At 65.0% G+C, this 13,706-nt stretch carries 8 protein-coding genes, 2 tRNA genes and 2 rRNA genes; 9 read left to right on the forward strand and 3 right to left on the reverse strand.

Annotated elements, in window-relative coordinates:
• Window positions 1–27 precede the first annotated feature (27 nt).
• Window positions 28–1,089: a methyltransferase domain-containing protein gene (locus BSZ37_RS03435; RefSeq protein WP_095509198.1), complete on the forward strand. Its 1,062-nt coding sequence runs from the start codon at window positions 28–30 to the stop codon at window positions 1,087–1,089.
• 85 nt (window positions 1,090–1,174) lie between these two features.
• On the opposite strand, the gene BSZ37_RS03440 is transcribed toward BSZ37_RS03435, so the two are convergent.
• Both BSZ37_RS03440 and BSZ37_RS03445 read right to left on the reverse strand, forming a co-directional pair.
• Window positions 1,175–2,626, reverse strand: a complete 1,452-nt coding sequence (locus tag BSZ37_RS03440) for a 1-acyl-sn-glycerol-3-phosphate acyltransferase (protein WP_095509199.1) — start codon at window positions 2,624–2,626, stop codon at window positions 1,175–1,177.
• A 70-nt stretch (window positions 2,627–2,696) separates the two neighbouring features.
• Complete coding sequence (locus BSZ37_RS03445; RefSeq protein WP_095509200.1) at window positions 2,697–3,557, reverse strand: DnaJ C-terminal domain-containing protein; 861 nt, start codon at window positions 3,555–3,557, stop codon at window positions 2,697–2,699.
• A gap of 114 nt (window positions 3,558–3,671) precedes the next feature.
• Here BSZ37_RS03445 and accC point away from each other — a divergent pair, with 114 nt between their 5' ends.
• Genes accC through pyrR form a run of 4 tightly spaced genes read left to right on the forward strand, consistent with a single transcriptional unit; the run spans window position 3,672 to window position 6,985 of the window.
• Window positions 3,672–5,177 (forward strand): acetyl-CoA carboxylase biotin carboxylase subunit, encoded by a 1,506-nt coding sequence (gene accC / locus BSZ37_RS03450; protein ID WP_095509201.1) that lies wholly within the window; start codon window positions 3,672–3,674, stop codon window positions 5,175–5,177.
• Window positions 5,178–5,202: 25 nt separating this feature from the next.
• Complete coding sequence (locus BSZ37_RS03455) at window positions 5,203–5,682, forward strand: Fur family transcriptional regulator (protein ID WP_095509202.1); 480 nt, start codon at window positions 5,203–5,205, stop codon at window positions 5,680–5,682.
• Window positions 5,679–6,482 carry a PhzF family phenazine biosynthesis protein gene (locus tag BSZ37_RS03460; RefSeq protein ID WP_095509203.1) on the forward strand — a complete coding sequence of 268 codons (804 nt, stop codon included), beginning with the start codon at window positions 5,679–5,681 and terminating at the stop codon, window positions 6,480–6,482. Before BSZ37_RS03455 ends, BSZ37_RS03460 begins: the two co-directional genes overlap by 4 nt.
• Window positions 6,479–6,985 (forward strand): bifunctional pyr operon transcriptional regulator/uracil phosphoribosyltransferase PyrR, encoded by a 507-nt coding sequence (gene pyrR, locus BSZ37_RS03465; RefSeq protein ID WP_095509204.1) that lies wholly within the window; start codon window positions 6,479–6,481, stop codon window positions 6,983–6,985. The genes BSZ37_RS03460 and pyrR overlap by 4 nt, the downstream gene beginning before the upstream one ends.
• Before the next feature lie 40 nt (window positions 6,986–7,025).
• On the opposite strand, the gene BSZ37_RS03470 is transcribed toward pyrR, so the two are convergent.
• Complete coding sequence (locus BSZ37_RS03470; RefSeq protein WP_095509205.1) at window positions 7,026–7,775, reverse strand: PASTA domain-containing protein; 750 nt, start codon at window positions 7,773–7,775, stop codon at window positions 7,026–7,028.
• Window positions 7,776–8,449: 674 nt separating this feature from the next.
• On the opposite strand from BSZ37_RS03470, the gene BSZ37_RS03475 reads away from it, so the two are divergent.
• The 4 genes from BSZ37_RS03475 to BSZ37_RS03490 all read left to right on the forward strand — a co-directional run bounded on the left by BSZ37_RS03475 (window position 8,450) and on the right by BSZ37_RS03490 (window position 13,589).
• Window positions 8,450–9,984: ribosomal RNA gene (locus BSZ37_RS03475) — 16S ribosomal RNA — on the forward strand.
• A 252-nt stretch (window positions 9,985–10,236) separates the two neighbouring features.
• Window positions 10,237–10,310: transfer RNA gene (locus tag BSZ37_RS03480), tRNA-Ile, on the forward strand.
• Between the two features lie 40 nt (window positions 10,311–10,350).
• Window positions 10,351–10,423: transfer RNA gene (locus BSZ37_RS03485), tRNA-Ala, on the forward strand.
• Between the two features lie 247 nt (window positions 10,424–10,670).
• Window positions 10,671–13,589: ribosomal RNA gene (locus tag BSZ37_RS03490) — 23S ribosomal RNA — on the forward strand.
• Together the 16S and 23S rRNA genes with 2 tRNA genes alongside form the textbook arrangement of a ribosomal RNA operon.
• Window positions 13,590–13,706: the final 117 nt, after the last annotated feature.

A 13,706-nucleotide genomic window follows, 5' to 3' on the forward strand; every position in this document is an offset into this window, starting at 1 on the left:
ATCCTCCGGTTCGCCCCCCTCCGACGCATGGAACCGCCGACGCTCACGCACGACCAGGTCCGCACGTACTACGGCCAGACGCTCCAGTCCTCCACCGACCTCAAGACGAGCGCGTGCTGCTCCGACGAGGCCGTGCCCGAGCACCACAAGCCGATCCTGTCGCTCCTCCCCGACGAGGTGCTGACCAAGTTCTACGGATGCGGCTCGCCCATTCCGCCCGCACTCGACGGGTGCACCGTTCTCGATCTCGGGTGCGGCACGGGCCGCGACGCGTTCGTGGCCGCGGCGCTGGCGGGGCCCGACGGCCACGTGATCGGGGTCGACATGACGCCCGAGCAGATCGAGGTCGCCCAGCGTCACCGCGAGGCCGTCGCCGACGCACTTGGACACGAAACCCCGACGACCGACTTCCGCCTCGGCGTGATCGAGGACCTCGGCGCGATCGGCATCGAGGACGCGTCGGTCGACGTGGTGATCTCGAACTGCGTCCTTAACCTCGCGCCCGACAAGGAGGCCGCGTTTCGTGAGATCACGCGCGTGCTGCGGACCGGCGGCGAGCTCTATTTCTCCGACGTGTTCGTCGACCGGCGGCTGCCCCAGGCCGTGCGCCAGGACCCGGTTCTCGTGGGCGAGTGCCTCGGCGGAGCGCTCTACACCGAGGACTTCCGCCGCCTCATGGCCCGCCTCGGCTGGGCCGACGTCCGGACCGTCGCCGAGAGCCCCATTGAAGTGGAAGACCCCGCGCTCGCGGACAAACTCGGCAACGCCCGCTTCGTCTCCCGCACGATCCGCGCGTTCAAGCTGCCCGACCTCATCGAGGATCGCTGTGAGGACTACGGACAGGTCGCGATCTACCGCGGCGGCGTCGAGGGCCCACGCCACGCGTTCCGCCTCGACGACCACCACCTGTTCGAGAAGGACCGCCCGATGCTCGTCTGTGGCAACTCGGCGGCGATGGTCCAGGAGACGCGCTACGGCCGCTTTTTCGAGGTCCTCGGCGACCGCTCGACGCACTTCGGCCTGTTCGACTGCGCCCCGGCTCCGGCGACCGGCGACGCTGAGGCGTCTGGTGGGGCCAGCTGCTGCTGAGGCTCGCTGCGCGGCAAGGGCGCCGTCGTCGTACCGAGCGTCGATGATCTGGCGAGCCCCCGCAGCCGCGTCGAGGCGGACGGGGTCAGCTGCCGCGCACGACGCTCTGCGGCAGCCTCAGGCCCTCGGCGAGCGCGAGGAACCGGTCGTGGAGGTCGGCGCGGCGGATGCGGAGGTCGTCGAGCTGGTGGTGGTAGCGCCAGCGCGCGACCCGGACCTTCACCGCCCGCCACGCGCCGATGGCGATCTCGGAGTAGAACAGCGCGGCGACGCCGCCGATCGCGCTCAGCAGCACGGTCACGAGGCCGACGACCACGGGCACCTCGGGCAACCCGGGGAGCGAGTCGCCGAGGCGGACGACGCCGCGCGCGGCCAGGACGCCGGCGGTGATCCACGCGAGCGGGAAGAGGACGAGCCCGCCGAAGATCTTGACCGTGGCCGCGTCCTTCTCGGCCTTCGCCGCCAGTCTCGCCAGCGGCTTCAGCAACCAGTATGGCGGTGCGTTGACGACGAACCCGACGACGAGGAGTGGGGGGAGCAGCAGCAGCACGGCGAGGGCCTGGAGGAGTGCCCCCACGACGAGGACGCCTGAGCCGAGGCGCGGCGGGTGATCGAGCGCCGCGTCGTCCAGGCCGAGCCGGCGGAGTGACTCGTGGTACGCCGTCGTGGCCTCGCGGAGCGCCGCGATCTTTCCGGGGTGCGTCTCGGAGCGGACGCGGTAGCCCTCCCAGATCTGGGCAAAGCCGGTCGTCCGCGAGAGGACGGTCTCGGGCGCGGCGCGCTCGCCGCGGCGGGCGGCGGCCTCGGCCGCGATGAGCGTCCGCGCCCGGTGCATGAGCGCGTGGAGCTCCCACGACGCCGTCGGGTGGACGGCCCGCTCGAGCGCGTCCTCAATCGCCTCGGTAAGTCGCTCGGCCGTCTCGCGCGTGTTCGCGTCTGGGTCGATCCCGAGCGCGTCGAGGTCGAGCGGCGGGTGGTACGCCACAAGGACGTCCGTTCGGAAGACGTCTTTGTCTTCGTAGTGGAGCCCGACCGGGAGGATGACGGGCGGTGGCTGGCCGGGCGGCGTCTGGGCACGGGCCTGGAGATAGAGGCGGGCCGCTCCGCTCCGGATCTCGGCGAGGTGGGGCTGGTCGTGGCTGACGCCTTCCGGGAACAGCGCCGAGAACGAGCCGCCGGCGATCTCGTCCGCCAGGGCCCCGAGGCTCTTTTCGTTCGCCGCGCGCCGTTGCTCAGGGCTCATCCCCTCCTGATCGACCGCGCGGTAGATCGGCACCGTGCCCAGCCCACGCATCATCGGGCCGACGATCGGCCAGCGGAGGAGGCCGTCGCGCGCGCCGAACACGATCCGGCCGGGGACCGTCGCGAGGATCAGCGCCGGGTCGATGAGCCCGTTCGGGTGCCACGCCACGAGGAGCCCTCCGCGGTCGGTCGGCACGTTCGAGCGGCCGGCGACGGCGACCTCACTGAAGAACAGTCGCACGATCGCGCGGACGACGCCGCGGAGCAGGCGGTACCGGAACGGAAGCGGCGGCATGGCGGCGGGGGGATCCGCCGGAGACTACCGCCAACCGGGTCCGCCTCGGCGCCGAGGCGGAGAGAGTCGGCTACAGCAGGCCGACGCGGCGGGCGGCCTCCTCGAGCGCCTCGCGCTGCTCGTCGGTCAGCGAGCGCGGGACGGTCACCTGGACCTCGACGAACAGGTCACCGCGGCGCGAGTCGGTCTCGACGCCCTGGCCGCGGAGCCGGAGCCGCTCGCCCGGCTGCGTGCCCGGCGGGATGTGGACCTTGATCGTCTGGCCGTAGGCGTTCGTGATCGAGCGAGTCGCGCCGAGCATGGCCTCGACGGCGGAGACGATCTCGACCACGTGGAGGTTGTCTCCTTCACGCCGGAACCGGGCCACCGGGTCGACCCGGAACGTGACGTAGAGGTCGCCGCGCTCCCCAGTCCCACCGGCCCGCCCACGACCGCGCACGCGAACCTTGAGGCCGGAGCGGACGCCCTTCGGGACGGTCAGCCGGACCGTCTCGCCGTCGACCAGCCGGACCTCGGTGCGACCACCGCGCAGGGCCTGATCGAAGGTGAGCTTGACCTGCGCCTCGACATCGGCGCCGCGACCAGCGGGCGTGGGCTCGTCGCCGAAGAAGAGCGAGACGAGCGGGTCGTAGCCGTCGGGCCCAAACGGCGACGTGCGGCTGGACGACGGACGGGAGCGGCCGTCGAGCCCGCCGCCCAGGCCGCCAAAGAGCGACTGGCGGGCCTCGTCGTAGGACTCACGCCGGCGCGGGTCCGAGAGCACGTGATAGGCTCGCTGGACGGCCTTGAACCGCTCCTCGGCGTTCGGGTCGCCTGGGTTCCGGTCGGGGTGAGAGTCCCGCGCGAGTGACCGGTACGCGCGCTTGATCGTCTCCGGAGACGCGGTCTCCGGGACGCCAAGGAGCGTGTAGTAGTCGGTAACTTCAGCCATCAGGGGATTCTCAAGGCGGGCCGCTCGGGGCACGCGTTCTGCCAATGGACGCATGACACCCGGTCGGGGATTCCCCGGTACAGACACCGTGCCAACGCCCCAGACCGCGACGTGATGACACCCCGCCCGATCCGTACTCTCCTCGTCGCCAACCGCGGGGAGATCGCCGTCCGCGTCCTCCGGACGTGCCGCGAGCGGGGCATCCGCACGGTCGCCGTCTACTCTGAGGCCGACCGGAACGCCCTCCACGTCCGCCTCGCCGATGAGGCCGTCGCCATCGGGCCGGCCGCTTCGTCCGAGTCGTACCTCGCGGTGGACAAGGTCATCGAGGCCGCTCGCCGGTCGGGCGCCGATGCGATCCACCCGGGCTACGGGTTTCTCTCGGAGAACGCCGCTTTCGCGCAGGCCGTCGAGGAGGTGGGGATCGTCTGGGTCGGCCCGCCGCCGGCCGCGATCTCGGCGATGGGCGACAAGACGGAGGCGCGCAAGCTGATGGCCGAGGCCGGCGTCCCCATGGCCCCCGGCACGCCCGACGCCATCGACGACCCCGCCGAGGCGGAGCGGGTCGCGGGCGAGATCGGGTACCCCGTGCTGGTCAAGGCCGCGGCTGGCGGCGGCGGCAAGGGGATGCGCGTCGTCGAGCGGGCGGAGGACTTCGCCCAGTCGTTCGAGCGGGCGCGGAGCGAGGCGCAGAACGCGTTTGGCGACGGCCGCGTCTACGTCGAGAAGTACCTCGTGGGGCCGCGACACATCGAGATCCAGGTCCTGGCGGACGGTCACGGGAACGTGGTCCACCTGTTCGAGCGGGAGTGCTCGATCCAGAGGCGGCACCAGAAGGTGATCGAGGAGGCTCCGTCGGCCGTGCTCACGCCGGAGTTGAGGGCCGCGATGGGAGAGGCCGCGGTGCAGGCGGCGAAGGCGTGCGACTACGTCGGAGCGGGCACCGTCGAGTTCCTGCTCGATGCGAACCGCGACTTCTACTTCCTCGAGATGAACACGCGGCTCCAGGTCGAGCACCCGGTCACGGAGCTGATCACGGGCCTCGACCTCGTGGCCGAGCAGATCCGCATCGCAGAGGGCGAGCCGCTTGGCTACGGGCAGGACGACCTGGAGATCTGGGGCCACGCCGTCGAATGCCGGGTCTACGCCGAGGACGTGCCGGCCGGCTTCCTCCCCGCCCCGGGCCCGCTCCTCCGGCATCGCCCGCCCTCTGGCCCCGGCGTCCGGGTCGACGCCGGCGTCGAAGAAGGCGACGAGGTGCCCGTCTACTACGACCCGATGGTGGCCAAGCTCTGCACCTGGGCGCGGACTCGTGAGGAGGCCATCCGCCGGATGGGTCGCGCGCTCGCGGAGTATGACGTGGCCGGGATTCGGACGACGATCCCGTTCTGCCGGACCGTCATGCGGAACCCCGCCTTCGTGTCGGGCGACTTCGACACGGGCTACGTTGCGAACCACTTCGACCCGGCTACGCTCGCGCCCTCCGAGGCGGCGCTCGAGACGGCACGGCTGGCGGCCGGCCTGGTCAGCCTCGACGCGGCGCCGGCCGCGGTCGGGAACGGAGCGGCGTCCGCGCCGGTGCCAGTCCCGAGCCGCTGGATCCGCCGCCGCGTGGTCTGAGGTCCTTCCCTTTCCCATCGAAACGATGTCGCTCACCAAGTCCCAGCTCGAAGAGGTCCGCGAGCGGTTCCTCTCCTTCCTCAAGGATCGGGGCCAGCGGCGGACGCCCGAGCGGATCGCGGTCCTCGACGCGCTCTACGCGACGTCCGACCACATCGACGCCGACACCTTATACACGCGCCTGCGGAACGAAGGCGTGAGCGTGTCTCGGGCGACGGTCTACAACACGCTCGACCTGCTGATCGAGTGCGACCTCGCCGTCCGTCACCAGTTCGGGCAGCAGCAGGCCAAGTTCGAGCGGGCCTACGCCTACTGGCAGCACGATCACCTCATCTGCGTCGATTGTGGCGAGATCCTCGAGTTCTGTGACCCGCGGCTCCAAGAGATCCAGGAGACCGTAGCCGACATCTATGGCTTCGACGTGGCCCGCCACGCATTGACGGTCTACGGGACCTGCCGTCGCGAGGCGTGTCCGAACAAGACGGAAGAGGTCGCCGAAGTATGATCGTCACCGTCGTCGACGCCTTTGCCGAGCGCCCGTTCGAGGGCAATCCGGCGGCCGTGTGCCTCCTTGATGCGCCGGCGGCCGAGGACTGGATGCGTGGCCTCGCGGCCGAGATGAACCTCTCCGAGACAGCCTTCCTCACGCCTGGCGACGACGGGGCCTTCAATCTCCGCTGGCTCACGCCCGAGGTCGAGGTCGACCTCTGCGGCCACGCGACGCTCGCTAGCGCGCACCTCTTATATGAGGTGGGGCACGTGGGTCCCGAGGAGACGGTACGGTTCGACACCCGAAGCGGTCGCCTCACCGTTCGCCAATCGGGCGAGCGGACCTACACGATGGACTTCCCCGCCACGCCGCCCGAGGCGGCCGACCTCGACGGCGTCGCCGAGGCCTTCGGCGTCGAGCCGGTGTGGACGGGGCGGAGCCGGTTCGACGGGTTCGTGGTGCTCGAGAGCGAGGCCGCAGTCCGCGGCGCAACGCCCGACCTCGGGGCCGTCGCGGGGCTTGACGCGCGGGGCGTGATCCTGACGGCCCGCGCTGACGAGTCCTCTCCTTACGACGTCGTCTCTCGGTTCTTCGCGCCGGGTGCGGGCGTCCCAGAGGACCCGGTGACGGGCTCTGCCCACTGCGCCATCGGCCCCCACTGGGCGACGGAACTGGGGCGTGACGAGGTCTCCTGCTTTCAGGCGTCCCGCCGCGGCGGCCACGTCGGCGTCCGCGTCGTTGGCGACCGGGTCGAGCTGACCGGCCACGCGGTCACCGTCCACCGCGCCGAACTGGCGCCCGGTGCATCCCCATGAGCCGGACCCCGCTGATGACGCCTGAGCGCGTCCGCCGCACCGTCACGCGCCTCGCCTACGAGGTCATCGAGCGGAACCGTGGGGTCGACGGGCTGCTCGTGTTCGGCCTCAAGAGCCGCGGCGCCGCGCTCGCCGATCGACTGGCGGACGCCCTGGAACAGGCTTCGGGCAAAGCGATCGAACGGCACGCGCTGAGTATCGCCGGTTTCCGCGATGACCGAGACGGAGACCAAGCCGCTCTTCCCGACGACGCGCCGAGCGCTGAAGGCCGGGATGTCCTCCTCGTGGACGATGTGCTGTTTACTGGGAGGACGGCTCGCGCTGCGCTCGACGCCGTCCTCCAGTACGGCCGGCCCAAGACGATCCGCCTCGCCGTGCTCGTCGATCGCGGCCACCGCGAGGTCCCGGTCCACCCCGACTTCGTGGGGAAGGTCATCCCAACCAAACACGATGAGCGCGTCGTCGTGGACCCGAGCGAGCCGGCCGTCTACCTAGAGGACTGACCGGCTCCGCCCACCTCGCCGCCGAGGCGGCCGGGATCAGCTACTGGCCCGCCGTGTAGATCCGGACCTCCTGCCCCGGATTGAGACGCTCGCCCCGATCCGGTTCCTGGCGGACGACCTGGCCCTCGACCGCCCGCGGCGAATCGACCCACAGCTCGGCGTCGCTGATCGCCGCGCGCGCCTCGCTGACCGACATCCCAACGACGTTGGGTACCGTCACCTGGCGGCCGTTCTCGACGCCCGGGCTGATCCAGAGCGTCACGCGTGTCCCCACCGGCACGCGGCTCTCCGCCGCCGGCTCCTGGCGGGTGATGGTGTTCTCATAGGGCGTCCGCACCGTGTCGAGTTCGACGCGGTCCACCACCAGCCCGCGGTCTCCGATGTCCTCGCGCGCCTTCGCCTCCGACAGCGAGATCACCCGGGGCACCACTACGAGCTGCTTCGGACTGACGTTGACGTAGTAGTAGATGCGCCGGCCGGGCTTCACCATCGTCCCCGCTGCTGGGCTCTGGTCGACGATCACATCGGCTGGGACGTTGGGGTTGTAGGGCTGCTCGCGCGCTTCCCACTCCAGCCCGGCGAGCAAGAGCGTGTTCTGTGCGTCGTCTGGCGTCAGCTCTTTCACGTCGGGGACGGTCACCGCCGCGTCATGCCGCGTCCAGATTGGCATCACGGCGAAGTTGAACAACAGGGCGAACAGGACGAGTCCCAGAGCGATCGCGACGAGGCCGAGCCAAAAGGCGCGGTCGGAGAGAACGGACAGGAAGCCTCCGTGATCGGAGCGTGCCATGATGAGGGGGACGAGGGGGCGCCCCGGGCATCGGTGGCGCGTCCTTAAAGATACCCGATCTGCCGGGCGCCTCCGCCCTCACAATCGCCTCACCTCCTCTCCATCGCCTGTCCATGGACACCCCCGGAATAGGTCCGTACCATGGTTCTCCGCAGCAAGGGAATGGTCGTCCGCGACCAACGCCGAGCCGCCCTGTTCTCTATCGGATGACGGATCAGACCGCCCCGCGAGGCGGCCCGGCAAAGGGTTCGTGAACCCCGCCGCGGCGCTTGCGGTCGGCAGCATCCGACCCGTACCATGGGTTCCCCTCTCGCGAGGGGCAGGGGCCTCGCCATCCGGCATCTGCCGGGTCTCGGAATCGAAAGACAAGAGACGGTGAAGCGCTTGACACCTGGCTACGGAATCCGTAGATTGGCAGGACGCCCTGGAAGCAAAGCTGGTCTCGACCAGCCGTTCTCCTCGGCACCGTTCATTGAGAGATTGGAAGCATAGCGAGCCCTCGTCGGCCGCTCTCCCACTGGTTCGCCAGCGGGTAGCGGACAGACGAGAATAAGTCAACCTGGACTGCTTCGGCAGTCCAACCAAAAAAGCTCAACAGCAGGCGATGTCGGAGACGGCATCGCAACTCGATCCCTGACCCGAGTCTTCGGACTCATCAGGAGATCAACCTCTCTACTACGGAGAGTTTGATCCTGGCTCAGGACGAACGCTGGCGGCGGGCTTAACACATGCAAGTCGAACGAGAAAGGGGCCTTCGGGCCCTGAGTAAAGTGGCGCACGGGTGAGTAACGCGTAGGCAATCTGCCCTCAGGCGGGGAATAACCACGGGAAACCGTGGCTAATACCACATAACGTCGGAGGTCCGCATGGACCACCGACCAAAGGCTTCGGCCACCTGAGGATGAGCCTGCGTCGGATTAGCTAGTTGGTGGGATAACAGCCCACCAAGGCAACGATCCGTAGCGGGTCTGAGAGGATGATCCGCCACACTGGCACTGAGACACGGGCCAGACTCCTACGGGAGGCAGCAGTGAGGAATATTGCGCAATGGAGGAAACTCTGACGCAGCCACGCCGCGTGCAGGAAGACACCCCTCAGGGGCGTAAACTGCTTTTGTACGGGAAGAACACCTCCTCTCGGGGAGGTCTGACGGTACCGTACGAATAAGGACCGGCTAACTCCGTGCCAGCAGCCGCGGTAATACGGAGGGTCCAAGCGTTGTCCGGAATCACTGGGTGTAAAGGGTGCGCAGGCGGGCTTGTAAGTCAGGGGTGAAAGCCACCGGCCTAACCGGTGAATTGCCCTTGATACTGCAAGTCTTGAGTCCCGGAGAGGCTATCGGAATTCGTGGTGTAGCGGTGAAATGCGTAAATATCACGAGGAACACCTAATGCGTAGGCAGATAGCTGGACGGGTACTGACGCTCAGGCACGAAAGCGTGGGGAGCGAACAGGATTAGATACCCTGGTAGTCCACGCCGTAAACGATGGATGCTCGATGTTGCACCGCTTCAGGTGCAGTGTCTAAGCTAACGCGTTAAGCATCCCACCTGGGGAGTACGATCGCAAGGTTGAAACTCAAAGGAATTGACGGGGGCCCGCACAAGCGGTGGAGCATGTGGATTAATTCGATGCAACGCGAAGAACCTTACCCAGGCTCGAACGCTACCGGACAGGTCCTGAAAGGGACCCTTCTTCGGACTGGTAGCGAGGTGCTGCATGGCTGTCGTCAGTTCGTGTCGTGAGATGTTGGGTTAAGTCCCGCAACGAACGCAACCCCTATCGCTAGTTACCAGCGGGTTATGCCGGGGACTCTAGCGAGACTGCCTGCGCAAGCAGTGAGGAAGGTGGGGACGACGTCAAGTCATCATGGCCCTTACGCCTGGGGCTTCACACGTGCTACAATGGCCGGTACAATGGGCAGCCACTCCGCGAGGAGGAGCGAATCCATAAAGCCGGTCTCAGTTCGGATCGGAGTCTGCAACCCGACTCCGTGAAGCTGGAATCGCTAGTAATCGCGTATCAGCAACGACGCGGTGAATACGTTCCCGGGCCTTGTACACACCGCCCGTCAAGCCATGGAAGTTGAGGGCGCCCGAAGTCCGTGACCCAACCCCTCGGGGAGGGAGCGGCCGAAGGTGAACTCAGTGACTGGGGCTAAGTCGTAACAAGGTAGCCGTACCGGAAGGTGCGGCTGGATTACCTCTCACAGAGCTCGACGCTCCTCTGCCCGCAGCGCTCTGCGCTGGTGGCCGACATGGGCTCGCTATGCTTCTCTCTCTCAACCTCGGTGTCACCGGGTGTTCGAAGGCGCTTCATGGGTAGGCTCTCAAAGCCTCCCTATGTTCTGTGCCCGCCGGATGGCGACCCATCCACGAGGCCTCGGCCTCTGTTCTTTTAGACCGTTGTTGGTCCGCTCCCACCGGAGCGACCGTCCAGCCAAACGCCCGGTGGCGTGACGCGGGACTGTAGCTCAGGTGGTTAGAGCGCACGCCTGATAAGCGTGAGGTCGGAGGTTCAACTCCTCCCAGTCCCACCGCTGGCGCGCTGCATCGCAGTAGCCAGGCACGCTTATCGGGGCCATAGCTCAGTTGGTAGAGCGCCTGCTTTGCAAGCAGGATGTCGGGGGTTCGAATCCCTCTGGCTCCACTCCCTGGCACCCGAGATCGCTTCAATCGATCGCAGACGAGAGTCCGGGTGGCAGACCGGAGATCTTCCTCGGAGGTGACCCGGACGGTTCTTTGACGTGTTGATAGCCGTAGCAAAACTGCATCAGGGTCGAACCTGACGCTGACTAGTCCTTCGGGGCGTCGGCAGATGGTTCGTCTTGCTGAGTAAAAGCATCGAGCGACTCTGGATCGATCCAGAAATCGTTACGTAGACTCATACGAGGTCGCATCAAGCGACCAAGAGCACACGGCGGATGCCTTGGCACAAGAAGGCGATGAAGGACGTGATAAGCTGCGATAAGCGTCGGGGAGGGGCAAATACCCTGCGATCCGACGATCTCCGAATGGGAAAACCCAGCGGGTTGAAGACCCGTTACCTGCAGGTGAAAACATAGCCTGTAGGGGCTAACCTGGCGAACTGAAACATCTAAGTAGCCAGAGGAAGAGAAAACAACAGTGACTCCCCAAGTAGTGGCGAGCGAACGGGGACCAGCCTAAACCGACAGCATTTCGGTGCTGTCGGGGTTGTAGGACCTGCATACGGTGATCTGCAAGCCGAAGACGAAGTGGCCTGGAAAGCCACACCACAGAGGGTGATAGTCCCGTAGACGTACAGCGAGCAGCACCGCAGGCACCTGAGTACCACGGGACCGGAGAAATCTTGTGGGAATCTGCCAGCACCATCTGGTAAGGCTAAGTACTCTCTTGTGACCGATAGTGCACTAGTACCGTGAGGGAAAGGTGAAAAGAACGCCTAGTAGGCGAGTGAAATAGTACCTGAAACCGTGTGCTTACAACCAGTCGGAGCCCGATTCGTCGGGTGACGGCGTGCCTTTTGCATAATGAGCCTACGAGTTACTCCTCACTGGCGAGGTTAAGGCGTTTAGCGCCGAAGCCGAAGCGAAAGCGAGTCTGAATAGGGCGCACAGTCAGTGGGGGTAGACGCGAAACCAGGTGAGCTACCCTTGGTCAGGTTGAAGCGTGGGTAAGACCACGTGGAGGACCGAACGGGTGTCTGTTGAAAAAGGCTCCGATGAACTGAGGGTAGGGGTGAAAGGCCTATCAAACCTGGAAATAGCTCGTACTCCCCGAAATGTATTTAGGTACAGCGTCTCTCCATAGTGTGCCGGAGGTAGAGCACTGATTGGACGCGGGCCCTTCACCGGGTACCAACTCCAGACAAACTCCGAATGCCGGACACATGTTCAGAGGCAGTGAGGGCGCGGGTGATAAGATCCGTGTCCGAGAGGGAAACAACCCAGATCGACAGCTAAGGCCCCCAAGTCCATGCTAAGTTGACCAAAGGAGGTCGGACTGCTTAGACAACTAGGATGTTGGCTTAGAAGCAGCCATTCATTTAAAGAGTGCGTAATAGCTCACTAGTCGAGCGGTCCGGCATCGAAAATGTATCGGGCATCAAGCATGGCGCCGAAGCTTCGGATTCTACTACGTAGAGTGGTAGGGGAGCATTCCAGCGGCGCTGAAGCCGTCTCGTGAGAGATGGTGGAGCTTCTGGAAGAGAAAATGTAGGCATGAGTAACGATAAGACAGGAGAGTAACCTGTCCGCCGTAAGCCCAAGGGTTCCTGTTCAACGTTAATCGGAACAGGGTTAGTCGGGACCTAAGCCGAGGCCGAAAGGCGTAGGCGATGGCAAACGGGTTAAATATTCCCGTACCTCCCAAAGGCGTTAACGTAAGGCGTGACGCAGTAGCGTAAGGTCCGCGACCCGACGGAATGGGTCGTTGAAGTGCGTAGGCTGGAGCGGTAGGCAAATCCGCTGCTCCTCAAGGCCGAAACACGACAGTAGGGGGATCCGAGAGGTGAACCCATAGTGACCCCAAGCACACTGCCGAGAAAAGCGTCGTACGTTGTCAAGGGAGCCCGTACCGTAAACCAACACAGGTGGGCGAGGAGAGTATCCTCAGGCGCTCGAGTGATGCGTGGTTAAGGAACTAGGCAAATTAGACCCCTACGTTCGCAATAAGGGTCGCCCTCTTCGGAGGGCCGCAGTGAAAAGGTCCAACCGACTGTTTAGCAAAAACACAGCTCTCTGCCAAGTCGCAAGACGAAGTATAGGGAGTGACACCTGCCCGGTGCTGGAAGGTTAAAGAAGGAGGTTAGCCCTTGTGGCGAAGCTTCCGACTGAAGCCCCAGTAAACGGCGGCCGTAACTATAACGGTCCTAAGGTAGCGAAATTCCTTGTCGGGTAAGTTCCGACCTGCACGAATGGTGCAACGAGTTGGACACTGTCTCAACCACGCGCTCGGTGAAATTGTGGTCCCGGTGAAGACGCCGGGTACCCGCAGCGGGACGGAAAGACCCCGTGCACCTTTACTACAGCTTAGCATTGACATTGGCCAAAACGTGTGTAGGATAGGCGGGAGGCTTTGAAGCAGCGTCGCCAGGCGTTGTGGAGCCACCCTTGAAATACCGCCCTCGTTTTGGTTAGTGCCTAACCCACGGCCGTAATCCGGTTGGGGAACAGTGTTAGGTGGGTAGTTTGACTGGGGCGGTCGCCTCCTAAATTGTAACGGAGGCTCCCAAAGGTGCCCTCAGCACGGTCGGTAATCGTGCGTAGAGTGTAAAAGCACAAGGGCGCTTGACTGCGAGACATACAGGTCGAGCAGGTACGAAAGTAGGGTTTAGTGATCCGGCGGTTCCGAATGGAAGGGCCGTCGCTCAAAGGATAAAAGGTACGCCGGGGATAACAGGCTTATCTCCCCCAAGAGTTCACATCGACGGGGAGGTTTGGCACCTCGATGTCGGCTCATCGCATCCTGGGGCTGGAGAAGGTCCCAAGGGTTGGGCTGTTCGCCCATTAAAGCGGTACGCGAGCTGGGTTCAGAACGTCGTGAGACAGTTCGGTCCCTATCTGCTGCGGGCGTTGGAGAATTGAGTGGATCTGTCTTTAGTACGAGAGGACCGAGACGGACTGACCTCTAGTGTACCAGTTGTGTCGCCAGATGCATTGCTGGGTAGCTACGTCGGGAAGGGATAAGCGCTGAAAGCATCTAAGCACGAAGCCCACCACGAGATGAGTTCTCCCTTGTAGGTCGTTCGAGATGAGGACGTTGATAGGCTGCAGGTGTACGCATGGCAACATGTTTAGCCGAGCAGTACTAATTACCTACTAGAGCTTGAAGCACTCCGCCTCGTACGTGTGTACGTACCGATGGAATGATTCGAGACGCTCGAAACGCTTTTCGCTGCAAGAGGCTTGGGTTCGCCCAGGCCACCCGATGCAGTTTTGCTACGGCTATCC

The sequence above is a fragment of the Rubrivirga marina genome (assembly GCF_002283365.1).
GTDB lineage: Bacteria > Bacteroidota > Rhodothermia > Rhodothermales > Rubricoccaceae > Rubrivirga > Rubrivirga marina.

Coding starts and splice junctions, on each gene's coding strand:
- BSZ37_RS03435 (WP_095509198.1), top strand. CDS start 28: ATGGAACCGCCGACGCTCACGCACGACCAGGTCCGCACGTACTACGGC.
- BSZ37_RS03440 (WP_095509199.1), bottom strand. CDS start 2,626: ATGCCGCCGCTTCCGTTCCGGTACCGCCTGCTCCGCGGCGTCGTCCGC.
- BSZ37_RS03445 (WP_095509200.1), bottom strand. CDS start 3,557: ATGGCTGAAGTTACCGACTACTACACGCTCCTTGGCGTCCCGGAGACC.
- accC (WP_095509201.1), top strand. CDS start 3,672: ATGACACCCCGCCCGATCCGTACTCTCCTCGTCGCCAACCGCGGGGAG.
- BSZ37_RS03455 (WP_095509202.1), top strand. CDS start 5,203: ATGTCGCTCACCAAGTCCCAGCTCGAAGAGGTCCGCGAGCGGTTCCTC.
- BSZ37_RS03460 (WP_095509203.1), top strand. CDS start 5,679: ATGATCGTCACCGTCGTCGACGCCTTTGCCGAGCGCCCGTTCGAGGGC.
- pyrR (WP_095509204.1), top strand. CDS start 6,479: ATGAGCCGGACCCCGCTGATGACGCCTGAGCGCGTCCGCCGCACCGTC.
- BSZ37_RS03470 (WP_095509205.1), bottom strand. CDS start 7,775: ATGGCACGCTCCGATCACGGAGGCTTCCTGTCCGTTCTCTCCGACCGC.